The sequence below is a fragment of the Streptomyces sp. NPDC051041 genome, from assembly GCF_044456065.1.
Classification (GTDB): domain Bacteria; phylum Actinomycetota; class Actinomycetes; order Streptomycetales; family Streptomycetaceae; genus Streptomyces; species Streptomyces glaucus.
In genome coordinates this window covers 75033-98713 of the sequence record NZ_JBITFM010000008.1, presented here as the reverse complement: position 1 = coordinate 98713, position 23681 = coordinate 75033, and the positions used below count along the sequence as shown (strand labels likewise).

The 23681-nt window shown below is 75.3% G+C and carries 25 protein-coding genes; 6 read left to right on the top strand and 19 right to left on the bottom strand.

Features of this window, described 5'->3' with window-relative positions; all coding sequences use genetic code 11:
* Positions 1-91: 91 nt before the first annotated feature.
* The 4 genes from ACIBAI_RS15965 to ACIBAI_RS15950 all read right to left on the bottom strand — a co-directional run bounded on the left by ACIBAI_RS15965 (position 92) and on the right by ACIBAI_RS15950 (position 4692).
* Positions 92-1207: an MBL fold metallo-hydrolase gene (locus ACIBAI_RS15965; protein WP_399034560.1), complete on the bottom strand. Its 1116-nt coding sequence runs from the start codon at positions 1205-1207 to the stop codon at positions 92-94.
* The gene (locus tag ACIBAI_RS15960) at positions 1204-2448 is read right to left on the bottom strand and encodes an aminotransferase class I/II-fold pyridoxal phosphate-dependent enzyme (RefSeq protein WP_399034558.1); all 1245 of its coding nucleotides are present in this window, start codon (positions 2446-2448) and stop codon (positions 1204-1206) included. The genes ACIBAI_RS15965 and ACIBAI_RS15960 overlap by 4 nt, the downstream gene beginning before the upstream one ends.
* Positions 2449-2751: 303 nt before the next feature.
* A complete protein-coding gene (locus ACIBAI_RS15955) occupies positions 2752-3741 on the bottom strand; it encodes a hypothetical protein (protein WP_399034556.1) in 990 nt (329 codons plus the stop codon).
* A gap of 156 nt (positions 3742-3897) precedes the next feature.
* A complete protein-coding gene (locus ACIBAI_RS15950; protein ID WP_344599947.1) occupies positions 3898-4692 on the bottom strand; it encodes an RNA polymerase sigma factor SigF in 795 nt (264 codons plus the stop codon).
* A gap of 373 nt (positions 4693-5065) precedes the next feature.
* Here ACIBAI_RS15950 and ACIBAI_RS15945 point away from each other — a divergent pair, with 373 nt between their 5' ends.
* The 4 genes from ACIBAI_RS15945 (at position 5066) to ACIBAI_RS15930 (ending at position 8630) form a co-directional block, all read left to right on the top strand.
* Positions 5066-6859, top strand: a complete 1794-nt coding sequence (locus ACIBAI_RS15945) for a thiamine pyrophosphate-requiring protein (protein WP_399034554.1) — start codon at positions 5066-5068, stop codon at positions 6857-6859.
* 143 nt (positions 6860-7002) lie between these two features.
* Positions 7003-7401 (top strand): DUF2795 domain-containing protein, encoded by a 399-nt coding sequence (locus ACIBAI_RS15940; RefSeq protein ID WP_344599949.1) that lies wholly within the window; start codon positions 7003-7005, stop codon positions 7399-7401.
* A gap of 85 nt (positions 7402-7486) precedes the next feature.
* The gene (locus ACIBAI_RS15935; protein WP_399034552.1) at positions 7487-7918 is read left to right on the top strand and encodes a CBS domain-containing protein; all 432 of its coding nucleotides are present in this window, start codon (positions 7487-7489) and stop codon (positions 7916-7918) included.
* Positions 7919-8087: 169 nt separating this feature from the next.
* Entirely contained in the window at positions 8088-8630 is a 543-nt protein-coding gene (locus ACIBAI_RS15930; protein ID WP_399034550.1) for a type 1 glutamine amidotransferase domain-containing protein, read from the top strand.
* An 85-nt stretch (positions 8631-8715) separates the two neighbouring features.
* On the opposite strand, the gene ACIBAI_RS15925 is transcribed toward ACIBAI_RS15930, so the two are convergent.
* Together ACIBAI_RS15925 and ACIBAI_RS15920 are read right to left on the bottom strand one after the other, a co-directional pair.
* Complete coding sequence (locus ACIBAI_RS15925; protein WP_344605313.1) at positions 8716-8994, bottom strand: DUF6158 family protein; 279 nt, start codon at positions 8992-8994, stop codon at positions 8716-8718.
* 231 nt (positions 8995-9225) lie between these two features.
* The gene (locus tag ACIBAI_RS15920) at positions 9226-10845 is read right to left on the bottom strand and encodes an ABC-F family ATP-binding cassette domain-containing protein (RefSeq protein WP_399034549.1); all 1620 of its coding nucleotides are present in this window, start codon (positions 10843-10845) and stop codon (positions 9226-9228) included.
* Positions 10846-10988: 143 nt separating this feature from the next.
* Here ACIBAI_RS15920 and ACIBAI_RS15915 point away from each other — a divergent pair, with 143 nt between their 5' ends.
* Together ACIBAI_RS15915 and ACIBAI_RS15910 are read left to right on the top strand one after the other, a co-directional pair.
* The gene (locus tag ACIBAI_RS15915) at positions 10989-12482 is read left to right on the top strand and encodes a bifunctional phosphatase PAP2/diacylglycerol kinase family protein (protein ID WP_399034547.1); all 1494 of its coding nucleotides are present in this window, start codon (positions 10989-10991) and stop codon (positions 12480-12482) included.
* A gap of 163 nt (positions 12483-12645) precedes the next feature.
* The gene (locus tag ACIBAI_RS15910; protein WP_399034546.1) at positions 12646-13467 is read left to right on the top strand and encodes a class I SAM-dependent methyltransferase; all 822 of its coding nucleotides are present in this window, start codon (positions 12646-12648) and stop codon (positions 13465-13467) included.
* Between the two features lie 338 nt (positions 13468-13805).
* Here the strand turns inward: ACIBAI_RS15910 and ACIBAI_RS15905 are convergent, their stop codons facing one another.
* From ACIBAI_RS15905 to ACIBAI_RS15845, 13 genes are all read right to left on the bottom strand, one after another.
* On the bottom strand, positions 13806-14093 hold the full coding sequence (locus ACIBAI_RS15905; protein WP_344605305.1) for a gas vesicle protein K: 288 nt from the start codon (positions 14091-14093) through the stop codon (positions 13806-13808).
* A gap of 1 nt (position 14094) precedes the next feature.
* A complete protein-coding gene (locus ACIBAI_RS15900) occupies positions 14095-14277 on the bottom strand; it encodes a gas vesicle protein (RefSeq protein WP_344605303.1) in 183 nt (60 codons plus the stop codon).
* A complete protein-coding gene (locus ACIBAI_RS15895; RefSeq protein WP_399034544.1) occupies positions 14274-15161 on the bottom strand; it encodes a GvpL/GvpF family gas vesicle protein in 888 nt (295 codons plus the stop codon). Before ACIBAI_RS15895 ends, ACIBAI_RS15900 begins: the two co-directional genes overlap by 4 nt.
* On the bottom strand, positions 15158-15493 hold the full coding sequence (locus ACIBAI_RS15890; RefSeq protein ID WP_344605299.1) for a gas vesicle protein: 336 nt from the start codon (positions 15491-15493) through the stop codon (positions 15158-15160). The genes ACIBAI_RS15895 and ACIBAI_RS15890 overlap by 4 nt, the downstream gene beginning before the upstream one ends.
* On the bottom strand, positions 15490-16623 hold the full coding sequence (locus ACIBAI_RS15885; protein WP_399034543.1) for an SRPBCC family protein: 1134 nt from the start codon (positions 16621-16623) through the stop codon (positions 15490-15492). Before ACIBAI_RS15885 ends, ACIBAI_RS15890 begins: the two co-directional genes overlap by 4 nt.
* On the bottom strand, positions 16623-17219 hold the full coding sequence (locus ACIBAI_RS15880; RefSeq protein ID WP_399034541.1) for a DNA primase: 597 nt from the start codon (positions 17217-17219) through the stop codon (positions 16623-16625). The genes ACIBAI_RS15885 and ACIBAI_RS15880 overlap by 1 nt, the downstream gene beginning before the upstream one ends.
* Complete coding sequence (locus ACIBAI_RS15875; RefSeq protein WP_344605293.1) at positions 17216-17479, bottom strand: gas vesicle protein GvpG; 264 nt, start codon at positions 17477-17479, stop codon at positions 17216-17218. The genes ACIBAI_RS15880 and ACIBAI_RS15875 overlap by 4 nt, the downstream gene beginning before the upstream one ends.
* Positions 17480-17483: 4 nt before the next feature.
* A complete protein-coding gene (locus ACIBAI_RS15870) occupies positions 17484-18257 on the bottom strand; it encodes a GvpL/GvpF family gas vesicle protein (protein ID WP_399034540.1) in 774 nt (257 codons plus the stop codon).
* Positions 18254-18676: a gas vesicle structural protein GvpA gene (locus ACIBAI_RS15865; RefSeq protein WP_344605289.1), complete on the bottom strand. Its 423-nt coding sequence runs from the start codon at positions 18674-18676 to the stop codon at positions 18254-18256. Before ACIBAI_RS15865 ends, ACIBAI_RS15870 begins: the two co-directional genes overlap by 4 nt.
* Before the next feature lie 49 nt (positions 18677-18725).
* A complete protein-coding gene (locus tag ACIBAI_RS15860; protein WP_399034538.1) occupies positions 18726-19100 on the bottom strand; it encodes a gas vesicle protein in 375 nt (124 codons plus the stop codon).
* A 103-nt stretch (positions 19101-19203) separates the two neighbouring features.
* The gene (gene ligD / locus ACIBAI_RS15855; RefSeq protein WP_399034536.1) at positions 19204-20142 is read right to left on the bottom strand and encodes a non-homologous end-joining DNA ligase; all 939 of its coding nucleotides are present in this window, start codon (positions 20140-20142) and stop codon (positions 19204-19206) included.
* Positions 20139-21986 carry a transketolase gene (locus ACIBAI_RS15850; protein WP_399034534.1) on the bottom strand — a complete coding sequence of 616 codons (1848 nt, stop codon included), beginning with the start codon at positions 21984-21986 and terminating at the stop codon, positions 20139-20141. Before ACIBAI_RS15850 ends, ligD begins: the two co-directional genes overlap by 4 nt.
* Positions 21983-23605 (bottom strand): NAD(P)/FAD-dependent oxidoreductase, encoded by a 1623-nt coding sequence (locus ACIBAI_RS15845; RefSeq protein ID WP_399034533.1) that lies wholly within the window; start codon positions 23603-23605, stop codon positions 21983-21985. The genes ACIBAI_RS15850 and ACIBAI_RS15845 overlap by 4 nt, the downstream gene beginning before the upstream one ends.
* Positions 23606-23681: the final 76 nt, after the last annotated feature.

The window sequence follows — 23681 nt, the reverse complement described above, 5'->3', positions numbered from 1 at the left end:
CGGGGCCGGGGGCGGGGACCCGGCGGGCCACCGGGGGCGGGGGCGGGGACCCGAGGCGGGACCGGGCCCCGCGGGCGGAGCCCCGGGGGGATCAGGCCTGGTCGAGGATCCGGGAGCCGCCCACCGGCAGGTCCCACAGGTCCTCGCGGGGCAGGCCGGCCCTCTCCCAGGCGGCGCGTACGCGGGTGAGCGGCTCCAGCACCGGTTCCGCCGACAGCACGAACGTGGCCCAGTGCATGGGGGCCATCCGGCGCGCGCCGAGGTCCTGGGCGGCCCGGACCGCCTCCTCCGGGTCGCAGTGGACGTCGCGGAGCCACCAGCGGGGGTCGTAGGCGCCGATGGGGAGCAGGGCCAGGTCGATGCCCGGGTAGCGCCGCCCGATGCGGGAGAACCAGTGGCCGTAGCCCGTGTCGCCCGCGAAGTAGACCCGCCGGCCGTCGGGGGCGGTGAGCACCCAGCCGCCCCACAGGGTGCGGCAGGTGTCGGTGAGGGTGCGCTTGGACCAGTGGTGGGCGGGGACGAAGTCGAAGCGGACCCCCGCCCGGCGCCCGTCACCGCCCTCGGCGGGGCCGCCCTCGGGGCGCAGTTCGGCCGCCTCCCACCAGTCCAGCTCGGTGACGCGGGTGAAGCGGCGCCGGTGGAACCAGCGGCCGAGTCCGGCGGGCACGAACACCGGCGTGTCGCGCGGGAGCCGGCGCAGCGTGGGAGCGTCCAGGTGGTCGTAGTGGTTGTGGCTGATGACGACCGCGTCGACGCGGGGCAGGTCCTCCCAGGGGACGCCCACGGGCGTGACGCGGGCCGGGGTGCCGAGGATGCGGCGGGACCAGACCGGGTCGGTGAGGACGGTGAGCCCGCCGATCCGCACCACCCAACTGGCGTGTCCCGCCCAGGTGACGGCGATGGTGCGGGCGTCCACGCGGGGCAGCGGGCCGGGCCGGAAGGGGAGCCGGGGGATGTCGGCGAGGCCCGCCCGGTCCGGGCGCAGGGCGCCCTCGCGGGCGAAGCGGGCCATGGCCTTCAGGCCGGGCAGCGGGGCGGTGAGCCGGTCGTGGAAGGTTCTCGGCCATATCCGGCGCTCGCCCAGGGGCCGGGGATCGGCGAGCGGGGGAACCGCGGAGGCGGGGGAGGCCGGGGACGGCGTGTCCGCCGGGACGTCGGCTTCCCGGACGGTCGTGCTCGTGGTGGTCGACTCGGACTGCTGCGTCATCGAGGAGGCTCCCATCGCTGAGCGTCGCGGAGATCGTCGAAGACCGACCTCAGCTGGATCAACGCGCGTTGCACGTGTGGCAGTTCCAACGGGTCGGGGGACCTGAGGCATTCCGCGCGCTCCTCGTCGGAGGCGCCCAGCAGGGGGCCGGTGCACAGCCGGACGCGCAGCGCCTGCAGATCGTCGCCGAAGCGGTGGCCGCCCGGCGCGGGCATGCCGAGCCGGGCGGTGAGGAAGTCCTCCAGTTCCTGGGCGTCCGAGACGCCCTGCGCGCCGAGCGCGGCGCGCAGCGGGCCGAGGTCGACGTACAGGTGGCGGCCGGCCCGCGGGAGCCGGGCGAGGGCGCCGCCCGCGACCACGGCGGCGTGCGCGGCGGCGGCCACGCGCCCGTGCAGGCGTGCGGCGGCGGACCGGCGTGCGGTGACCGGCCCGGGCTCCCCCAGGACGTGGCCCGCCGCCACGGCGACGGGAGCGGCGACGCACGCGTCGAGCGCGGTGAGCACGTCCAGCACGCGCGCACGCAGACCGTCCCCGGCGGCGGACGCCGGGAAGCGGGCCACCGCGGCCGGCCAGCCCGGCGGGAGCAGCCCGCCGGCCAGGTCGGTGACGACGGTGACCTTCTCGGGCAGCATCTCGGCGGGGCTGAGCAGCACCGTCTCGTGCGGGTCGTGCAGCGTGTCGCGCCAGGTCTCGTCGCTGACCAGGTGCAGGCCCTCGCCGACGGCCGCCTCGACGGTCTCGTGCAGGAACTCGGGCGGCGCGACGGTGGCGGTGGGGTCGTCGGCGACGGACAGCACCAGCAGCCGGGGGTCGCCGCCCTCGGCGCGGACCCGGCGCACGGTCTCCAGCAGGGCGTACGGATCCGGGACGCCGCCGCACTCGACCGGCGTCGCGACGTGGTAGACGGGCCTGCCCAGCAGACGGGCGTACGGCGTCCACCAGGCGGTGCAGGGCCGCGGCGCCAGGACGTCGCCGCCGAGCGCGGCGGTCAGCGCGAGCAGCAGGGCGGGCGCGCCGGGTGCGGCGGCCACCCGGTCGGGCGCGGTGGGCAGGCCGCGTCGCTCCCAGTAGCCGCAGGCCGCGGCCCGCAGCGCGGGCCCGCCGCCGACCGGCTCGCTCTCGGCGCGGGACGCGGCCGCGGCGAGCACCGCCGACAGCTCGGGCAGCACGGGCAGCCCGTCGGCCGGGAGCGGCGGCCCGTAGCGGACGGGGCCGTGGCCTTCGGGGTCCGTCCGCGGCATGCGTACCTCCGGAATGGGGGCCTGGGTGGTGTGCCGTTGGTCGTCGCGTCGCCCGGGCCGGGGGTCTCGGAGCTGTGGGTACCCGCGGCGACGCCGCTCCATGGCCGCCCGGCCGGGTTGCGCGGATCACAGGCGGTTGCCGGTGTGAGGGGAGGTGGCCGGGGTACCGCAAGGGGTTCGACGGGCGCGGTGGGCACGGGCGCGCAGGAGAGCCGGGCTGCCGGGCTGCCGGGGCGTACGGGACGTGCGGGACGTGCGGGGCGGTGGGGCTCGGAGGCGGTACGGGCGGGCGGGGCCGGCCGGTCAGCCGCCGCCGTGCCCGCGCCGGCGGTACAGCCGGTGCGCGGCGGCGCCGAGCGCGCCGGCGATCAGGACGCCCCCGGCGACCAGCGCGGGCACGGAGTCGGTGAAGGTGCCGCCCGCCCCGGCCCGCACCCCGCCCCGGGCGGCGTCACCGCACGGCTCGTCGCCCGGCCCGCCCGGTTCGGGGCACGGGTGGCCGCCGCTGCCGTCGAGCAGCACGGTGAACGTCGCGCTCCACGGCGTGCCCTCCGAGCCGTGCGCCGCCGGGCAGGTGCCGTCGACGGTCCACGCGGAACCGGAGGCGGAGGCGGACGGGGCGGGGTCGTCCTCGAAGTCCCCGGCGGGGGCGATCCGGGCGGTGCCGCGGTAGACGGGGCCGGACACCTCCTCGTCGTTCCCGGGCGCCTTGCGCAGCTCGACGGCGCCCCCTTCGAAGGCCCGCGAGGCGGCCTCGACGGTGGCGGGGGCACGGCCGCCGACGGGATCGCAGACGACCGAGACGGTGACGTCGCCGCCCGGGGAGACGGTGCCGGGGACGACCTCGGCGGCCGGTTCCCCGGACACGTCCGGTCTCCCGCCGGTGGCCGCGGGGTCCTCCTGGCCGGCGGGTCGCTCGGCGGCGGACGCGTCGGCGCCGGGTTCCTCCGCAGCGGCGGACGCGTCGGCGCCGACGGATTCCTCCGCACCGGCGGATTCCTCCGAGTCGGCGGATTCCTCCGCAGCGGTGAGCCCCCCGGGGTCCGCGGACTCCCCCGTACCGGACCGCGTACCGGCCGGGTCCCCGGCCGCGGCGGGTATCCCGGCGCCGGACGGACCGCCGGGGACGGCCGGGACGGGGACGGCCGGGGCGGCCCCGGCGGCGACGGCCCGGTCCACGGACCCGGCCGGCCTCCCGGCGGGGGCCGGTCCTGCGGCGAGGACCGGCCCGGGAACACCCACGGCGGCGCCGGACAGGACGGCGACGGACAGGATGCGGGCGGCGCGGCGCATGAGGGGCCTCCTTGGGGCGACGGCTGCGGGGGCACGGCGCTCGCGCCCCCGCAGCCATCACAGCCCGCCCGGCTCCGGCACGCGCGCCGCCGGGCACCATTCGCGCGAAGGGGACCTCCGAGCGGGTGACGGGCCCGGTCCCGGCCGGCGCCCCGCCTACGCCCCTTCCCGCAGCACCTGCTCCCGCACCCGGTTGCAGCACCGGCTGATCAGGCGGGACACGTGCATCTGGGAGATGCCGAGCTGCTCGGCGATGCGGCTCTGGGTCATGTCGCCGAAGAACCGCATGTAGAGGATCGCGCGTTCCCGCTCCGGCAGCGCGGCCAGGCGCTCCTTGACGGCCTCGCGGTCGACGACGGTGTCGAGGGCCGGGTCGGGGGCGCCGAGGGCGTCGCTGAGGGAGTAGCCGTCCTCGCTGCCGGGCAGCTCGGCGTCCAGGGAGAGGGCGGTGAAGCTCTCCAGGGCCTCCAGGCCCACCTGGACGTCCTCCTCGCTCATGTCGGCGTGCTCGGCGATCTCGGCGACGGTGGGCCGGCGGCCCGAGACCGTCTGGGACAGGTCCTGGCAGGCGAACCGCACCCGGTTGCGCAGGTCCTGGACGCGGCGCGGCACGTGCAGGGTCCACATGTGGTCGCGGAAGTGGCGCTTGATCTCGCCGGTGACGGTCGGTACGGCGTAGCTCTCGAAGGCGTTGCCGCGCTCCGGGTCGTACCGGTCGACGGCCTTGACCAGACCGAGGGCCGCGACCTGGCGCAGGTCCTCGTAGCTCTCGCCGCGGCTGCGGAAGCGTCCCGCGAGCCGGTCGGCCATGGGCAGCCAGGCCTCGACGATCCGGTCGCGGAGCGCGTCGCGTTCGGGGCCGGGCGGCAGGACGGCGAGCCTGCGGAAGGCCTCGGCGGTGTCGGGGGCGTCGTCGTGCGGGTGGTGCCTCCCGCCGGCTTGGGTCGGCATGTGCGTCGCAGCTCCCCTGGAGTGCGGGGCCTGTCGTCACGCCTGTCGGTGAGGCGCGGCCCGGAGCGCCTCCCGCTGCGCGGAGCCGGAAGCGTGCCGGATGTCGCGGGCGGCGCCGATGGCGGGGCCGCCGTGGCGACACGGCCCGTCGGTCGGACGGTCACCGTGGGAGCGCGTCCGGGATCCGGACGGACGCATCCGCGGCGACGTCGCACCGCTCCCACGGACGTGCCTCCTGTCCGAAGCACTGAGACTCCGCCTGCCCCCGACCCCGCGCCGCAAACACCCGGGCAGGTTTTCGGGCACGGCGCGCGGTGACTCGTACCGCTGCTGTCCGCCAGTCCCCCACGTCCGATGTCCGGGAGGTCCGTACATGAGCGTCAAGGTCGCCGACCAGGTCCTGCAGCGGCTGCGCGAATGGGGTGTCGAGCACGTCTTCGGCTACCCCGGCGACGGCATCAACGGGCTGCTGGCCGCCTGGGGCCGGGCGGAGAACCAGCCCCGGTTCATCCAGTCCCGGCACGAGGAGATGTCCGCGTTCCAGGCGGTCGGCTACGCCAAGTTCAGCGGCCGTCTCGGCGTGTGCGCGGCGACCTCGGGGCCCGGCGCGATCCACCTGCTCAACGGGCTGTACGACGCCAAGCTGGACCACGTGCCCGTGCTGGCGATCGTCGGGCAGACGCACCGCACCGCGATGGGCGGCTCCTACCAGCAGGAGGTGGACCTGCACACGCTGTTCAAGGACGTCGCCTCCGACTTCGTGGAGACGGTGACGGTGCCCGAGCAGCTGCCCAACGTGCTGGACCGGGCGATCCGCACCGCGTACGCGCGCCGCTGCCCGACGGCCGTCATCATCCCCGGCGACGTGCAGGAACTCGACTACTCGCCGCCCACGCACGAGTTCAAGATGGTGCCCTCCAGCCTGGACCGCAGCTCCTGGACGGCGGTGCCCTCCGACGACGCCGTGCGGCGGGCGGCGGAGATCCTCAACGCCGGTGACAAGGTGGCGATCCTGGTCGGCCAGGGCGCGGCCGGCGCGCGGGCCGAGGTGGAGCGGATCGCCGAGCTGCTCGGCGCGGGCGTCGCCAAGGCGCTGCTCGGCAAGGACGTCCTCAGCGACGAGCTGCCGTACGTCACCGGCTCGATCGGCCTGCTGGGCACCCGCCCGTCGTACGAGCTGATGCGGGACTGCGACACGCTGCTGACCATCGGGTCGTCGTTCCCGTACAGCCAGTTCCTGCCCGAGTTCGGCAAGGTGCGGGGGGTGCAGATCGACATCGACCCGCACATGATCGGGATGCGCTACCCGTACGAGGTGAACCTGGTCGGCGACGCGAGGGCGACGCTCGAGCGGCTGATCCCGCTGATCGAGCCCGGGCGCGGCCGCGAGTGGTACGAGACGGTGTGCGACAACGTCAGGCGCTGGCGGGAGGTGATGGAGCGGCGCGCGGCCCTGAGCGCCGACCCGGTCAACCCCGAGTACGTGGCCCGCGCCCTGGACCCGCTGCTGCCGGACAACGCGATCGTCACCTCCGACTCGGGGTCGACGGCGAACTGGTACGCGCGGCACCTGACCATGCGGTCCGGCATGCGCGGCTCGCTGTCCGGGACGCTGGCCACGATGGGCTGCGGCGTGCCGTACGTGATCGGCGCGAAGTTCGCGCACCCGGACCGGCCCGCGATCGCCCTGGTCGGGGACGGCGCGATGCAGATGAACGGCATGGCGGAGCTGATCACGGCGGCGAAGTACCGCCACCAGTGGGAGGACCCGCGGCTGGTGGTGGGCGTCTTCAACAACCGCGACCTGAACCAGGTCACCTGGGAGCTGCGGGCCATGGGCGGCGCCCCGTCCTTCCTGCCCTCGCAGGAGCTCCCGGACGTGCAGTACGCCGCGTTCGCCCGTTCGCTGGGCCTCACCGGCATCCGGGTGGAGAAGCCGGAGGACGTCGAGGCCGCCTGGCGGGCCGCCCTGGAGGCGGACGGTCCGGCGGTGGTCGAGTTCCTGACCGACCCGGCCGTGCCGCCGATCCCGCCGCACGCCACGTGGGAGCAGATGGAGGCGACGGCCGCCGCGGTCCTGAAGGGCGACCCGGACCGAGGGTCGGTGGTCCGGCAGGGCTTCAAGGCGAAGGTGCAGGAGTTCCTGCCGGCGCGGGAGAGGAAGTGACGAAGCGGGCGCCGTCCGCGCCGGGCGGGACGACCGCGCGCCCCGGTGTCCGGCTGAATCGGAGTGGTCCCGTCCGGGCGAATCCGTGTCGGTGCCCGGTCTGCGGGTACGCGGGGGCCACCCCCGAGGATCTGGAGGGAGACATGCAGCGAGGCAGCGACCGGCTGAGCGTCCGCCGCGACGACGAGATGAAGCACGAACTGCAGGGCCTGCTCAAGTCCGGGCACCCCACCCGCACCGAGGAGTGGCACGACCCGGAGCCGACCGCCGAGGACGACCCCGAGGTCGCGCACGGGCCGGTGACGCCGAGCCGTGGGCCGACGCCTCTGGAGACGGTCCGGCTGGACCTGGCCCGGATCCTGACCCGCGGCACCTTCCCGGCGGGCCCGCGCGAGCTGGCCCGGGCGCTGCGCCGCGGCAACGCGCCCGACTCGCTCGTCGAGCAGGTCGAGGAGCTGCCGCAGTCGGCGCGCTACGGCACCGTCCAGGAGCTGGCCGAGGCCCTGACCGGGGCCGGGGAGGCCGGGCCGGGCGACGCGTAGCTCCCCGCGGCGGGGCGCCGCGGGCGATGCGACCCGGCCCGGCCCGCGGCCCCGCGGGCCGGGGAACGGGAGGAAGGGCCAACCGATGGCTGAGTTCGTGAAGGACGTCATGACGCCGGGCGTGGTCGCCGTGCGCCCGGACGCCTCGCTGGTCGAGGCGGCGCAGCTGATGCGCGCGCAGAACATCGGCGACGTGGTGGTGGCCGACGGCCAGCAGGTCGTCGGCGTGCTCACCGACCGGGACATCGCGGTGCGGGCCGTCGCCGAGGGCGTCGACCCGCTGGCGGTGAGCGCGCGGTCCGTGTGCACCCCGGACCCGCTGGTGGTCGCCCCGCACGACCCGGTGTCGGCGGCGGTCGCGCTGATGCGGCAGCACGCGGTGCGCCGGCTGCCGGTGGTGGAGAACGGGCTGCCGGTGGGGCTGGTGAGCCTCGGCGACCTGGCCGAGGCACAGGACCCCGCCTCGCCGCTCGCCGACATCAGCCGCGCCGAGCCGGACACCCGGGGCGGTGCGTGAGACAGGACCGGGCCGGGCGGACCGGCGCCGCCGGGGACACCGCCGGCGCCGGTCCGCCCGGCGGGGCCGCCGCCACGGTGCGCGCGCACGGCCCGGCCGAACGACAAGTGGACGAAGAGCGAGCGGGCCCGTCCGCGGGCCCCGCTTCGGGAAAGGACATCGAACGATCATGCGTATCGCGTTTCTGGTCGCGCCCGAGGGCGTGGAGCAGGTCGAGCTGACCGAGCCGTGGCAGGCGGCGAAGGACGCGGGTCACGAGCCCGTGCTCGTCTCCACGGAGCCCGGTGAGATCCAGGCCTTCAACCACCTCGACAAGGCGGACACCTTCCCCGTCGACGAGGTCGTGGGCGAGACCTCGGCCGACGCGTTCGGCGGGCTGGTGCTGCCCGGCGGGGTCGCCAACCCGGACTTTCTGCGGATGGACGACAAGGCCGTGGCGTTCGTCCGGGACTTCTTCGACCAGGGCCGCCCGGTGGCCGCGATCTGCCACGCCCCCTGGACGCTGGTCGAGGCGGACGTCGTACGGCGCCGGGTGCTCACCTCCTGGCCCAGCCTGCAGACCGACATCCGCAACGCGGGCGGCACCTGGGTCGACGAGCAGGTGAAGGTCTGCGACGGCGGTCCGAACCGGCTGATCACCAGCCGCAAGCCGGACGACCTGAAGGCGTTCTGCGAGACCTATCTCGCGGAGTTCGCGAAGGCCGGCGGCTGATCGGCGGCGACCCGCCCTCCTGTCCCCGGCCGGGCCCGGGGGCCCGTGCGCTCACCGGCGCACGGGCCCCCGGGCCCGCGGTCCGTCAGGTGCCGGGAGTGGCCGACTCCCCGGCGGTGCGTTCCCGGGCCCCCTCGCGGGTGCGGCCCGCGGCGACCGGGCGCCGGGGGTTGCGCCGCAGGTACTCGCCCTCCAGTTGGGCCATGCGCTCGTTGTGGGCGCGCAGCGCGTCGTTCGAGCCGTACAGCAGCGTGTCGTGGCGTGTGCGATGGATGGTCTCCAGCTCCCGCATGAGCTGCTGGTCGTCCAGCCGGGCCGGGTCCACTCCGGTCGCGGTGATCTCCCGCTCGTCGTGTTCGTTCATGCGGTCCGGGTACCCGCCCGGCGCGCGCTGGCACCCCCGGGCGGCATCCGGGAGAAAGCCGGGGCCTCCGCCCCCCCTGCGCGAGCACCCGGGCCTCCGGGTGCGCCGGTCCCTCCCGGCGCCCGGCGGGCGCTCCCGCGCTGACGGCGGACGGGGCGCCTGCCCGGGAGCCCGCGGCACGGGCGCCGCGGGCGCGCCGCCCGTCGGGAACGGCCCGGCGCGCCCGCGGGGTCACCGGGCCCGTTCCACGCGCCGTTCGTCCCACACCGGCTGCGGTGTCTCGCGGACCCGGCCGTCGCTGCCGAAGACCAGGAAGCGGTCGAAGGAGCGGGCGAACCAGCGGTCGTGGGTGACCGCGAGGACCGTGCCGTCGAAGGCCTCCAGGCCCTCCTGGAGGGCTTCGGCGGACTCCAGGTCGAGGTTGTCGGTCGGCTCGTCGAGGAGCAGCGCCGTGGCGCCCTGCAGCTCAAGCAGCAGGATCTGGAAGCGGGCCTGCTGGCCGCCGGAGAGCCGGTCGAAGGTCTGCTCCGCCTGGCCGGTCAGCTCGTAGCGGCGCAGCCTCGACATGGCGGCGCCCCGGTCCTGGGAGTGCTCCTTCCACAGGATCTCCAGGAGGGTGCGGCCCTGCAGCTCGGGGTGCGCGTGCGTCTGGGCGAAGTGGCCGGGCACCACGCGCGCCCCGAGCCGCCACCGCCCGGTGTGCGCGACGTCCTCGCCGGCCAGCAGGCGCAGGAAGTGCGACTTGCCGGAGCCGTTGGAGCCGAGGACGGCGACGCGCTCGCCGTAGTACACCTCCAGGTCGAACGGCTTCATCAGGCCGGTGAGTTCCAGTCCCTCGCAGGTCAGGGCCCGTACGCCGGTGCGGCCGCCCTTGAGCCGCATCCTGATGTCCTGCTCGCGCGGCGGCTCCGGCGGCGGGCCGGCCTCCTCGAACTTGCGCAGCCGGGTCTGGGCGGCCTGGTAGCGGGACGCCATCTCGTGGCTGACGCTGGCCGCCTGGCGCAGGTTCAGCACCAGCTTCTTCAGCTGGGCGTGCTTCTCGTCCCAGCGTCTGCGCAGCTCCTCGAAGCGGGCGAAGCGTTCGCGCCGGGCCTCGTGGTAGGTGGCGAAGCCGCCGCCGTGCACCCAGGCGTCGGCGCCGGCGGGGCCCGGTTCGAGGGAGACGATGCGCTGGGCGGCGCGGGCGAGCAGTTCCCGGTCGTGCGAGACGAACAGCACGGTCTTGCGGGTCTCGGCGAGCCTGTCCTCCAGCCAGCGCTTGCCGGGGACGTCGAGGTAGTTGTCGGGTTCGTCGAGCAGCAGGACCTCGTCCGTGCCGCGCAGCAGCGCCTCCAGCACCAGCCGCTTCTGCTCGCCGCCGGACAGGGTGCGCACCCGGCGCCACTGCGCCCTGTCGTACGGCACGCCGAGCGCGGCCGTGGTGCACATGTCCCACAGCGTCTCGGCCTCGTAGCCGCGGGCCTCGGCCCAGTCGGCGAGGGCCTGCGCGTACCGCATCTGGGCGGCCTCGTCGTCGACGGTCATGACGGCGTGCTCGGCCTCGTCGACGGCGCGGGCCGCCTGGCGGATCCGGGGCGGTGCGACGGACACGAGCAGGTCCCGTACGGTCGTGTCGTCCCGTACGGAGCCCACGAACTGCCGCATCACGCCGAGCCCGCCGCCGACGGTGACCGAGCCGCCGTGCGGCTTCAGCTCACCCGCCAGTATCCGCAGCAGGGTGGTCTTCCCGGCTCCGTTGGGCCCGACCAGGGCCGTGACGGTCCCCTCTCCGGCCCGGAAGGACACGTCGCCGAGCAGCGTCCTCCCGTCGGGGAGGTGGTACTCCAGGTGCGCTGCTTCGAGATGGCCCATGACCGGCGATTCTGTGCCGTCCGCCGACGGGGGGCAACCGCTTTTCGGCCGGGCGCGCTCCGCTCCGGGGGGCTCCGGTCCCCGGTCGGACCGGCCCCGCGGCGGCCCGCAGGAAACGCCTTCCGCCGGGTAGGCGGGAGGGCATGAGCCCCGACGTCGACCTCACCGTGCCGACCCCCGGCCCGCGTCCCGTCCGCGACCGCCTCCTCACGCTGGACCGCCGTCTGTTCGAATCCGTCGCCGCCCGGCACTGGCCCGGTGCCGATCCGCTGCTGCCCCGGCTGAGCCGCAGCGCCAACCACGGTGTGCTGTGGTTCGCGACGGCCGCCGCGCTGGCCGCGACGCGCACGCCGCGGGCCCGTCGCGCGGCGGCCCGCGGCCTCGCCTCCCTCGGGCTGGCCTCCCTGACCATCAACACCCTCGGCAAGCGCACGGTCCGCCGCGCCCGTCCCCTGCTGGACCCGGTGCCGCTGGTCCGCCGGCTGAAGCGGCAGCCGTTCACCACGTCCTTCCCGTCCGGCCACGCCGCGTCGGCCGCCGCGTTCGCCACCGGCGTGGCCCTGGAGTCGCCGGCCTGGGGCGCCGCCGTCGCCCCGGTGGCCGGCGCGGTCGTCCTCTCCCGCGTCTACACCGGCGTCCACTTCCCCAGCGACGTCCTGGCCGGCGCGGCCTTGGGCGCGGGCGCCGCCCTCGCCGTGCGCGGCCTGGTGCCGACCCGCGCCCCGGCCGTCCCGCCGGCCCGGCCGTCCGCGGGCGCCCCGGCGCTGGCGGACGGCGAGGGCCTGGTCCTCGTCGCCAACACGGGCGCCGGCAGCGCCGAGCGGGCCGGCGCCGTACGGGACGCGCTGCCGCGCGCGGAGGTCGTCGAGTGCGATCCGGCGGACGTGCCGGCCGAGCTGGAGAAGGCGGCGGCCCGCGCCCGGGTGCTCGGCGTGTGCGGCGGCGACGGCACGGTGAACACGGCCGCCGCGATCGCCCTGCGGCACGGCCTGCCCCTCGCCGTCCTGCCCGGCGGCACCCTCAACCACTTCGCCCACGACCTGGGCGTGGAGGACGTGCGCGGCCTGGCGCGGGCGGTGCGGCGCGGCGACGCCGTGCGGGTGGACGTGGGGCGGTTCGCCTCCCGCGGGGCCGAGGGCGTCTTCCTCAACACGTGCAGCCTGGGCGTGTACCCGGAGCTGGTGCGCGAGCGGGGCCGCTGGTCGCACCGGATCGGCGGCTGGCCGGCCGGGGTGCTCGCGGCGCTGCGCGTCCTGCGCGCCGGCCGGCACCCGCTGGAGGCGCAGGTGCGGGGGCGGCCCCTTCCCCTGTGGCTGCTGTTCGCCGGCAACGGCACCTACCACCGGGTGGGCCTCGCCCCGGGGCGCCGGCTGGACCTGGCGGACGGCCTGCTGGACGTCCGGGTGGTGCACGGCGGCCGCAGGCCCGCGGCGCGGCTGCTGGCCGCGGCCCTCGCCGGCCCGCTGACCCGCTCCCCCGCCCACGCGGCGGTGCAGGTGGGCCGGCTGCGCCTGACCGGCGTCGCGCCCGGCACGCTCCTCGCCTACGACGGGGAGGTCACCGAGGTGCACGGCGAGGTGGTCCTGGAGAAGCTGCCCGGGGCGCTCACGGTGTACCGGCCGCTGCCCCGCGGCTGACCCCGCCGCCGGCCGCCGGTCCGGGTCCGACCTCCCGTCAGTCCACATTTCGGGACGGTGGTCTCATCATGCGGCCGACGGGCGGTACGGTGACCCCACCGCCGGAGGGGGCCGCCAGCGCCCCGCGCACCGGTGCCACACGAGGCCGGGAAGGGGCTCAGCCATGCCGAAACCGCAGGAGACCGCCGTCTACACGCACGGGCACCACGCGTCCGTGCTGCGTTCGCACACCTGGCGCACCGCCGCCAACTCCGCGGCGTACCTGCTCGGTTCCCTCAAGCCCCACATGAAGATCCTGGACATCGGCTGCGGCCCGGGCACCATCACCGCCGACCTGGCGGAGCTGGTCCCCGACGGGCACGTCACCGGCGTCGACCGGGCGCCGGAGGTCCTGGACCCGGCCCGGGCCACGGCGGCCGAACGCGGGCTGACCAACATCGACTTCGCGGTCGCCGACGTCCACGCCCTGGACTACCCCGACGACACCTTCTGCGTGGTCCACGCCCACCAGGTGCTGCAGCACGTGGGCGACCCGGTGCGGGCCCTGCGCGAGATGAGGCGGGTGACGAAGCCGAACGGGTTCATCGCCGTCCGCGACTCGGACTACGCGGCCATGACCTGGTACCCCGCGTCCCCGGGGATGGACGACTGGCTGGACCTGTACCGCCGGGTGGCCCGCGCCAACGGCGGGGAGCCGGACGCCGGACGCCGGCTGAAGTCCTGGGCGCTGCAAGCGGGGCTCACCGACGTCACCGCGACCTCCAGCACGTGGACGTTCTCCACCGCGGCGGAACGGGCGTGGTGGAGCGACCTGTGGGCGGAGCGCACCGTGGCGTCGGCGTACGCGCGGCGGGCCGTCGAAGGCGGCCACGCGACCGCGCAGCAGCTGCGGGCGGTGTCCGAGGCGTGGCGGGAGTGGGGGCGGCGGGAGGACGGCTGGTTCAGCGTGCTGCACGGCGAGATCCTCTGCCGCGAACGCTCCTGAAGCCGGTCCGCCGAGAGATCCGCGCAGCAGGAGGTTCCCCGCGGTTCCCGTCCCGCCGGTGCCTTCCGGCGCTGATCCTGTCCGGCGCCGGCTTCGCGGCCGAACCGCCGGGGCGGGCCGCGCCGGCCGTCCCGGCCCCGTGGCTGCCGGGACTCCCGCCGCGCGGCGCGGCCGCGGCCGGCAGAAGGGGCCGCCGACGAGAAGTCGACAAAAAGGGGGCCGCCGGCACAGGGGGCGGATCCGGCCCGGGACCGGGTCCCCGCGCTTCCCGTGACCCCCGCCGCGGAATCCCGCGAGGGATACGGGGCGGAGGACGCGGGGGGATCCGGTGGGGGGATTCAGTCCCGGGGCAGCAGCGGTCCGAGCGGCCCGAGGTCCAGGTTCAGGTCCTCGGGCCGCAGTCCGTAGCGCTCGCGCAGCTCGGACATGCGGTCCTCCAGGAGCATCAGGGTGAGCCCGATCCGCTCCTCCTGCTCCTCGGTCAGGTCACCGGCGTCGAAACGGCGCAGCGCCTGCCGCTCCATGAGCTGGCGCAGCAGCTCCACGACGGTCAGCACGAGCTTGACCAGGTCCCGCTCGACGGTGTCGGGCTCCAGGTCCAGCCGGTTGCGGCGGGATTCGGTCACGTCAGTCTCCCCACGGCGACGGAACCTGCGCGTTCACCGAGCTGATCAGGGCGTTCAGATCGATGCGGACGAGATCCACGTCCGCGATGCGCAGGGTGAGGTCCCCCGTGATGACGACCCCGCCGGCCAGCAGCCGGTCGAGCAGGTCCACGAGGGCCACCTCGCGGCGTTCGACGACGGTCACGTCTCCTCCTCCGCGGATCCGGCGGACGGCTCGGCGGACCCCGCGGCCCGCCCGGCCCCCCGCGCCTCCTCGGCCCCGCCGGCTTCGCCGGCCTTCCCGGCCTCCGCGGTCTCCCCGGTGTCCTCGGCCTCCGCGAAGGAATAGGCCGCCCAGGGACCGGTGAGTTCCACCCGCATCCCGGACGCGTCGTCCTTCGTCCGGTCCACCAGCTCCACGAACTCCTCGGAGTCGGACCGGGGCACGAGGTAGGCGGCGTTGAGCACGTTCCGTCCCGCCGCCCCGGAGAGCACCGCGTTCTGCGGCGCGTGCAGCCGGGAATCGGCGGCGTACGCGGAGAGCCGCTCGTGCAGCCGGGTGGCGAAGGCCTCCGCCTGCTGCCACATGTCCTCCCGGGCCCGCGTCTGCATACGCCGCCGCCGCAGGTAGTCCCGGCCCGACGCGGCCTTCGCCGGCTCCGCCGGGGGCGGGCCGGTGGACGCCTCGGGGTCCGTCTCGGCGTACACCTTCACACCCCATTCCACCTTTCCCTCCAGGCGGTCCAGGGTGCGCCGGAAGTCCTCCTCGCGGGCCTCGATCATCATCCGCACCCCGCTGTCGTCGCGGAAGACGGTGCCGAGCCGCAGCGGCAGCGGGGTGGTGACGGTGGTGAGCGCGTCGATCACGCCCTGGTGGGCGCGGGCCGTCGCGGAGAGCCAGTCGAGGTCCTCCAGGTGCGCGCGCAGCGGCTCCTCGGAGAAGTCCGCCTCGGGCACGTGGCTGACGACGGCGACCAGCCCGTGATGGACCAGCGTCCTGGGCGGGTCGCCCGCCACCCCCGACAGCTGGGCCTGGAGCGGTGTGCCGAAGGGGTGGCAGACGGCGTAGACGTAGCGCAGTCCGGTCATGGTGTCTCCTTCTCCACGCGTCCCGTCTCCAGTTGCTCCAGCCGCGCCAGCCGTTCACGCAACTCGGCGTTCTCCCGGGCGAGTTCGTCGCGGCGGGCCCGCGAGGACAGCGCCGGGTCGCTCTCCCACCAGTCGATGCCCATCTCCTTCGCCTTGTCGACGGAGGCGACGATGAGACGCAGTTTGATGGTGAGGAGCTCGATGTCGAGCAGGTTGATGCGGATGTCGCCCGCGATGACGACCCCCTTGTCCAGCACCCGCTCCAGGATGTCGGCGAGGTTGGCACCGCTGCTGGGTCCGTAGGGCTCGGGCAGGCGACTCGGCGTGGTCATCGGCGGCTCCCGCCCTCGGCGTCCCCGGCGTCCTCGTCGTAGGCGCCCTCGTCCTCCTCTTCCTCGTAGGCGTCCTCGTCCTCCTCGTCGTAGGCGTCCTCGCCCTCGTCCTCGTAGTCGCCCTCGACCTCGTCCTCCGCCCGGTCGTCCGCGTCCTCGTCCGCGTCCTCGTAGCCGCCCTCGTACTCGTCCTCGGGGGCCTCCTCGTCCTCCGGCTCCTCCTCGGACCCGCCCTCGGGCTTCTCCTCGGACTCCTCCTCGGCGAGCGCGTCCTCGTGGCTGCGGACGACCTCGCCGTCGCGGATCTCGCCGCGCCAGCCGTCCTCCGCCTCGCCCTTGAGGGTGATGAACCGGGCGAAGTTCTTCAGGTCGAGCCGGGCCCGGCGGCCCTGGGCGCGCCAGAGGTTGCCGGTCTTCTCGAACAGGCCCGTCGGGTAGTACTCGACGACCAGCAGGACGCGGGTGAGGTTGTCGGCGAGCCGGTGGAAGGAGACCACGCCCTTCGTCGTGCCCTTGGCGCCCTCGGAGGTCCAGGCGATCCGGTCGTCGGGCACCTGCTCGGTCGTGGTCGCCTTCCAGCTGCGGTTGGACCAGAAGACCTTCAGCTGCCAGTCGGAGGTCGTGTCGTCGGCGCGGTTCGCGCTCCTGACCCCCTTGGCGAAGGTGCTGAAGTCCTGGTACCGGGTCCACTGGTCGTACGCGGTGCGCAGCGGCACGCCCACGTCGATGTGCTCGATGATCACGGTGGGCTTGGCGCCGGCGCCGCCCTTGCGCCTGCCCTTGCCGCCGCCGAGGTTCTTCAGCGCGCCGAGCACGTTGTCCTTGACGTGCGAGGCGCCGGCGCCCAGCGCGGAGCGCACCGGGCCCTTGCCCTCGGCGAGCCTGCGGCCGGTGTCGAGGGCGAGCCTGCCGAAGCCCGGGCTGTTGCCCTCGGCGATGTCGTTCAGCTTGACGGTGGTCTCGCCGAGCTTGCGGCCGACGCCCATGAGCGCGCGCTGGGCCTGGGCGGCGAGGTACTCCTGCACCTCCGCCTTGAGCCGCTCGGCGGCCTCGCTGTGCGCCAGGTCGCCGAGCGGGTTCTTCGTCGCTCCGCGGGCCGCGGAGGCCGCGGATCCGAGGGTCTCGGCCATCACTCACCCCCGTCCTTCGACGGCCGGGTCCGGCCGGCCGTCTTCCTGACGGCCTTCTTGGCCGCCGCGGTCTTCTTCGCCGCCGTCTTCCTGGCGGGCGCCCTCCCCGCGGCGGTCTTCCTGGCCGCCGCGGCCTTCCTGGCCGTCCCGCCGCGCGGCCCGGCCTCCGCTGCGGATTCCTCCGCCGTCCCGTCCCGCGGCTCCTCGTCCCCGGCGTCCGGGGACTTCTCCGCGGTCTCGTCCGACGCGTCCGGGCCACGGTCCGGCGCCCCGGCCGCCACGCCGGAGAGCTGGTCGCGGACCTGGGCGGTACGGCCGTGCAGACGGTCGGCGAGCGCGTCGAGCTGCCGCTCCAGCACGGCGCCCGAGGCCGCCTTGCCGACGCCGCGCAGATCCTGGCGCAGCTGGTCCCCGATCTCCTTGAACTGCGGGTTGTTCTGCAGCTGCTGGTTCACCAGCCCCGCGACCGCCCGCGGGCTCAGCTTCATCCGCCGGCCCGCCACGAACGTGCCGACGGCGAACGCCAGCTTCATCTTCCTCGTCCGTCCGAGGACGTATCCGGCCCCTACCGCGAGGCCCAGTCCCACTCGGTTCATGGTGCCGTCCCGTTGCCCGTTCCCGCGCTCGCGCGCGACGCGACCTCCAGCCGGTCGAGGAGCTCGTCCTCCAGCCGGTCGAATTCCTCCTCGGTGATCTCCCCGGCCTCCAGCTGCTCCTCCAGGCGGGCCAGTTCAGCCCGCACGGTGGCCGGGTCGTAGTAGATCCGCTCGGCCTCCTGGATCACCTGCCGGATGGCCCAGGCGCCGCCGCGCACCGGGGCGAACGGCAGCAGCAGCACCTCCGAGATCAGGCCCACGTCCTCACCCCGCTCCGGCGTCCGCACCGCCGGCCGCGGTGCCCGCCGGCTCGGCCGGGCCGGGCTCGACGAAGCTGTACGGAGGCAGCGGGCCGTTCACCCGCACCTCCAGGTGCGGCAGGTCCTTGCGGGCCTGCTCCACGGCGGCCAGGAAGTCCTCCGCCGCCTCACGGTCCACCAGGAACGACACGTTGGCGAGCCAGCCCGTGGACTCGGGGCCCACGCTCACGGCCTCCGCGGCCGGTTCCAGGACGCGCCGCAGCGCGTCGGCGTCCCCGGCCTCCTTGGCCTTGACGGCGGCCGCGACCATCTCGCCGAGGCGGATCTTGTCCTCGTAACTGCCGCCGCCGGCCTTCCGGTTGGCCTCCGCCAGCGAGCGGATCTCCGGGCTCTCGGCCATCACGCGGTGCAGCACGGCCTCCTCGACGTGGTTGGCCTTGATGTTGTACTCGACCCGGCCGTCCAGCGTCCGCAGGCGCTCCTTGTAGTGCTCGGCGCGCTCGGCGAGGACGCCGGTGACGGCCTGGTCGTCGGAGGCGACGCTGCCGAACCGCATGGGCAGCACGCACCCGGCCGCGCCCGCCTCGGCGAGCACGTTCTGATGGGCGAGCAGGTCCTTGCGCTTGGGCCGCAGGTTCTCGGGCGCGTCGCTCACGACGGCCGCCAGTTCGCCCTCCTTCAGGATGCGCACCGGGCGCGGCGGGTCGCCGACGCCGTCCATGCCCTCCGGAAGCGCCGGGTGCGCGCTCGCGGTGATGCCGTAGACGTAGGTGCTCACTCCTGCTCCTCCTTCCGGCGCGCGGCCGTGCTCTTGCGGGCGCGGCGCGGCTCGGCCTCGCCCTCCTCCCGGGCCTGCTTGAAGGCGTCCGATATGGTCTGCGCGGCGCCGGACAGGGCGCCCTTGGACTTGCCGCGCGCCCCGGACTCGGTGACCTGCCCCACCACGTCGGGCAGGCCCGGGCTCTTGCGCGGCCCGGACTCCAGGTCGAGCCGGTTGCACGCCTCGGCGAAGCGCAGGTAGGTGTCGACGCTGGCGACGACGACACGCACGTCGATCTTCAGGATTTCGATACCGACCAGGGACACGCGCACGAACGCGTCGATGACGAGTCCCCTGTCCAGAACAAGCTCAAGAACGTCGTAGAGGCCGCTGCTGCCGCCTCCACCTCCGGTCTGCTGTGCCGGTACGACGGTCATTCCGGCGATCCCTCCCTGTCCGTGGGTGTGACGAATCCGGTCCGGCGGCCTAGCGACCGCCGGACCTGCGCGCGTCGGCCCGCCCGCGCTCGTAGCGGCGAACGCGCCGGTAACCGGTGAGCTGCCCCTGTGGATCGAGTTCCACCTGGTAGCTCGCCATCAGACTCATCGTGTCGGGGACCCGCTCGAGTTCGAGGACCTCGACCTCCAGCGACCAGCCCTCCTCCGTCTGCTCGAAGGACGACACGGACTCGGCGGCCATACCGGTGAGCTCTTCGAGCTGCCCGCGCGCCTGGCGCAGCACCTCCATCGGGCTCGGCCGGCGGTCCGCCGCATTGCTGTCGGATGACTCGTGGGGAGTCTGTGACTCTTGTGAACTCTGTTGTTCCAATTGTGGATTCGACGTGTCTTTTGTGTTCGACATGGTCACCTCCCCCTTCGTGTGGCCGCAGGTGTGTTCGCCAAACCTCCACGGGCCGGTGCATCTGCGGTGCGACGCTCCGTGCCCGGCCGGCGGCCGGGGCGGATCAGCCGCGCAGCGCGTCCAGCCGTCGGCGCGCCGGCCCCAGGGCGCGTCCGCGGCTCAGCAGCCCCTTCCAGGGATCGGTACGGGCCTGCTCGACGGCGTCGGCGACGGTCCAGCGGCGGGCGTGCAGCGCGGGATCGTCCAGCTGGTCCCAGGAGAAGGGGGTGGCCACGGGGGCGCCGGGCCGGGCGCGGACGGTGAAGGGCGCGACCGCGGTCTGCGCGTAGCCGTTGCGCTGCACGTCGAGGTAGAGGCGGTCGCCGCGGTCCTTCTTGCGGGCGGCGGTGGTGAGCCGGTCGGGGTGGGCGGCGGCGAGGGTGTCGGCGACCTCGCGGGCGAACCCGCGCACCTCGTCGAAGTCGTGACGTCCGTTCAGCGGCACCACCACGTGCAGTCCGCGCGAGCCGGTGGTCATCGGCGCCGCGGGCAGGCCCAGCGCCTCCAGCAGCTCGCCGAGCAGCCCGGCCGCCTCCCGGACCCGGGCGAAGTCGTCGTCCCCGGCCGGGTCGAGGTCGAAGACCATCCGGTCGGGCCGGTCGACGGCGCCGGTGCGCGACAGCCAGCGGTGCAGTGTGACGGCGGCCTGGTCGGCGAGGTAGACGAGGGTGGCGGTGTCGTCGCAGACGGTGTGGCGGACGGTGCCGCCCTCCTTGGCCAGCTCGACGCGTGTGATCCACTCCGGGTAGTGCTCTGGGGTGTTCTTCTGCATGAACCGGGGGCCGTCGACGCCGTCCGGGTGCCGCTCCAGCATCAGCGGCCGGCCGCGCAGGTGCGGCAGCAGGAACGGGGCGACGGCCCGGTAGTAGTCGACGAGGTCGCCCTTGGTGCAGTCCTTGCCGTCCCCGCTCTCCGGGCTGCCCGGGACGAGCACCTTGTCCGGCCGGTGCACCTGGACGGTGCGCCGGCCGGCCCGCACGGTGCGCGCACCGTCACCGCTCACGGCACGACCGCCTGCTCCACCAGCAGCCGGCCGGCCGCCGCGATCGACTCGGCGTCGATGCCCGCGGCGTGCAGCTGCTCGGCCGGGGAGGCGGAGCCCGGCATGGTGCGGACGGCGAGCCGCACCAGGCGCGGCACGGGCCGCCCGTCGAGGAACGCGTCGAGGACCGCGTCGCCGAGGCCGCCCTCGGGGTGGTGGTCCTCGACGGTGACCAGGCAGCCGGTGTCCTCGGCGGCCTGACGCAGGGTGAGCCGGTCGACGGGCTTGACCGAGTACAGGTCGATCACCCGGACCGGGATGCCCTCCCTCGCCAGCGCGTCGGCGGCGGCCAGCGCCTCGGGCACCGTGACGCCCGCGGCGACCAGCGTCAGCCGGTCCTGGTCGGAGGAGCGCAGCACCTTGGACCCGCCGACCGGGAACTCCTCGTCGGGGCCGTAGATCACCGGGCTGTCGCCGCGCGAGGTGCGCAGGTAGCGGATGCCGTCCAGGCCCGCCATGGTGGCGACCAGGTGCGCGGTCTGGTTGGCGTCGCACGGGTACAGCACGGTCGAGCCGTGCACCGCCCGCATCATCGCCAGATCCTCCAGGCCCATCTGGCTGGGTCCGTCCTGGCCGACGGCGGCGCCCGCGTGCGAGCCGACCAGGTTGACGCCGGCGCCGCTGACGGAGGCCATCCGCACGAAGTCGTACGCGCGGGTCAGGAAGGCCGCGAAGGTCGAGGCGTACGGCACCCAGCCGCGGGCCGCGAGCCCGACGGCGGCCGCGACCATCTGCTGCTCGGCGATGTAGCACTCGACGTAGCGGTCGGGGTGCTCCTTGGCGAAGAACTCGGCGCGCGTGGAGTCGCTCACCTCCCCGTCGAGGGCGACGACGTCGCCGCGGCCGGTGCCGAGCGCGGCCAGCGCCTGCCCGTAGGCGTTGCGGGTGGCCACCTCCTCGCCCCGCTCCCAGCGGGGCAGCTCCAGGCCGCCGGTGCGCGCCGAGTGCAGCGCGCGGGCGGCGGGCGGCTCGTGCACCCGGACGCGGACGCCGCGGACGCCGCCGAGCTCCTCGATCGCCGCGTCGGCGTTCTTCAGCGGCTTGCCGTGCAGGCCCTCGCGGTCCTCGACGTCGGCGACGCCCTTGCCCTTGAGAGTGCGGGCGAGGATCGCGGTGGGCTGGCCCTTGGTGGACAGGGCCTCGCCGTAGGCGCGGTCGACGGCGTCGACGTCGTGCCCGTCGACCTCGACGGTGTGCCAGCCGAACGCCTGGAAGCGGCGGGCGTAGGCGTCCAGGTCGTGGCCGTGCCGGGTGGGGCCGCGCTGGCCGAGCCGGTTGACGTCGACGATCACGACGAGGTTGTCGAGGTGCTCGTAGGCCGCGTGCTCGGCGGCCTCCCACACCGAGCCCTCGGCCAGCTCGCTGTCGCCGGTGAGCACCCACACCCGGTAGTCGGCGCGCTCCAGCCGCTTGCCGGACAGGGCGATGCCGACGCCGACCGGCAGTCCCTGACCGAGCGAGCCGGTGGCCGTCTCCACCCACGGCAACCGCCGCGGCGTCGGGTGTCCTTCGAGGCGGCTGCCGAGCTTGCGGAAGGTGAGCAGCTCCTCGTCGTCGATGGCGCCGGCCGCCTTGTAGGCGGCGTACAGCAGGGGCGAGGCGTGTCCCTTGGACAGGACGAAGCGGTCGTTGCCGGGATGGGCGGGACGGTCGAAGTCGTAGCGGAGGTGGTGGGCGAGGAGAACGGCCATCAGGTCCGCGGCGGACATCGAGGACGTGGGGTGCCCGGAACCCGCGGCGGCCGCGGCGCGGATGCTGTCCACGCGCAGCTGCCGCCCCAGTTCGACGAGTTCACCGGTGTTCATGAGTCTCCTTCCGTGAAGGTGTCGGAACGCTTGACCGGGCCGGGGGCGGTACCGGGACCGGGGGGCGGCCGGTCCGGCGGGGGTCCGGGGGCGGGCGGATCGCCGTCCGGCCGGCTCCCGGCGGGCTCACCGCCCGGCCGGCCTTTCGCGGCTTCTCCGCCCGGCCGGTTCCCGGAAGGCCCGCCGCGCGCGTCGTCCGGGGCCGCCGCGCCCGGTCCCGGGCGACGCGCCCGCGGACCGGCCACCACCTGGCCCAGTTCCCGCTCGCCCGCCTCCGGCTGTCCCGGGGCGTCCGGCTCGCCGTGCCGCCCGGGTCCGCCCGGCACCCGCGCCACCTCCGGCGACGCCGTGTCCAGCGGCACCGACCACGACCGTACGAGCCCCAACTGCACGGCCTGGCGCGGCAGCACGGCGTCCAGGAGCCAGTCGGCGGCGACCCGGATCCGGTTGCCGGGCATCGCCGCGAGGTGGTAGCCGCGGGTGACCGCGCCCGCCGCCACCCCGGACAGGGGCAGGCCCAGCGGGTTGGCGGCGGCCTCGGCGCCGCCCAGGTCCACGACGAAACCCAGGTCGCGGTGGCGGTAGGGCCGCAGTTCGCCCCGGCCCAGCGAGGCGGCGACGTTCAGCCCCGCGACCCGGCCCTGCCGCCAGGCGTGCTGCGCGGTCATCGGCGTGCAGCCGCCCGGCTCGTTCAGGTCGGGCACCGCCGCCGCGTCCCCGCAGGCGAACACCTCGGGGCGCCCCGGCACCCGGAGGTGGGGGTCGACGAGCAGCCGGCCGCGCTCCATGGGCAGCCCCAGGGACTCGGCCAGCGGATCGGGCCGTACGCCCACGCACCACACCAGCGTGCGGGTCTCGACGAACTCCCCGTCGGTGAGCAGCACCCCCTCGTGCGTGGCCTCCTTCACGGAGGTTCCCATCCGCACGTCCACGCCCCGCTCCCGCAGCACCCGGTCGGCGGTGCGGGAGAGCCGTTCGTCCAGTTCGGGCAGCACGCGCGGCGCGATGTCCAGCAGCATCCAGCGCGGCCGCACGCCCTGCCGCAGCGGGTGCCCGCGCACCTGCGCGTCGGTGAACAGCTGCCCCTGCGCGGCGACCTCGGTCCCGGTGTAGCCGGCGCCGACCACGACGAAGGTGCACCGGGCGGCGCGGCTCCCCGGATCGTCGGCCGCGGCGGCGAGCTCCACCTGCCGGGTGACGTGGTCGCGCAGGTACAGCGCCTCGGGCAGGCCGCGGAAGCCGTGCGCGTGCTCGGCGACGCCGGGGACCGGCAGCAGCTTGTTGACGCTGCCGGCGGCGAGCACCAGCCGGTCGTAGGCGAGGGTGCCGCCGCCGCCCTCGGGGTCGGTGTAGTGCACGGCGCGCCCGTCGAGGTCGATGCGGTCGGCCTGGCCCAGCACCAGCCTCACGTGCGGCAGGGTGCCCGAGAGGGAGACCGTGACCCGGCGCGGTTCCAGGATGCCGGCGGCGACCTGGGGCAGCAGGGGGAGGTACAGGAAGTAGTCGGTGGGGTTGAGCAGGGCGATGTCGGCCCTGCCGCGGGTCAGCCCGGACAGGGTGCGGGCCGTCCGGTACCCGGCGAAGCCGGCTCCGACGATCACGATGCGGGGTCGACCCACGGTTCGCCTCCCGGCGCTGTCGCGTACCTCGGAGCCTTCCGCGTCCCCCTGACCAGGGCGCCCAAACGTCCGGCGG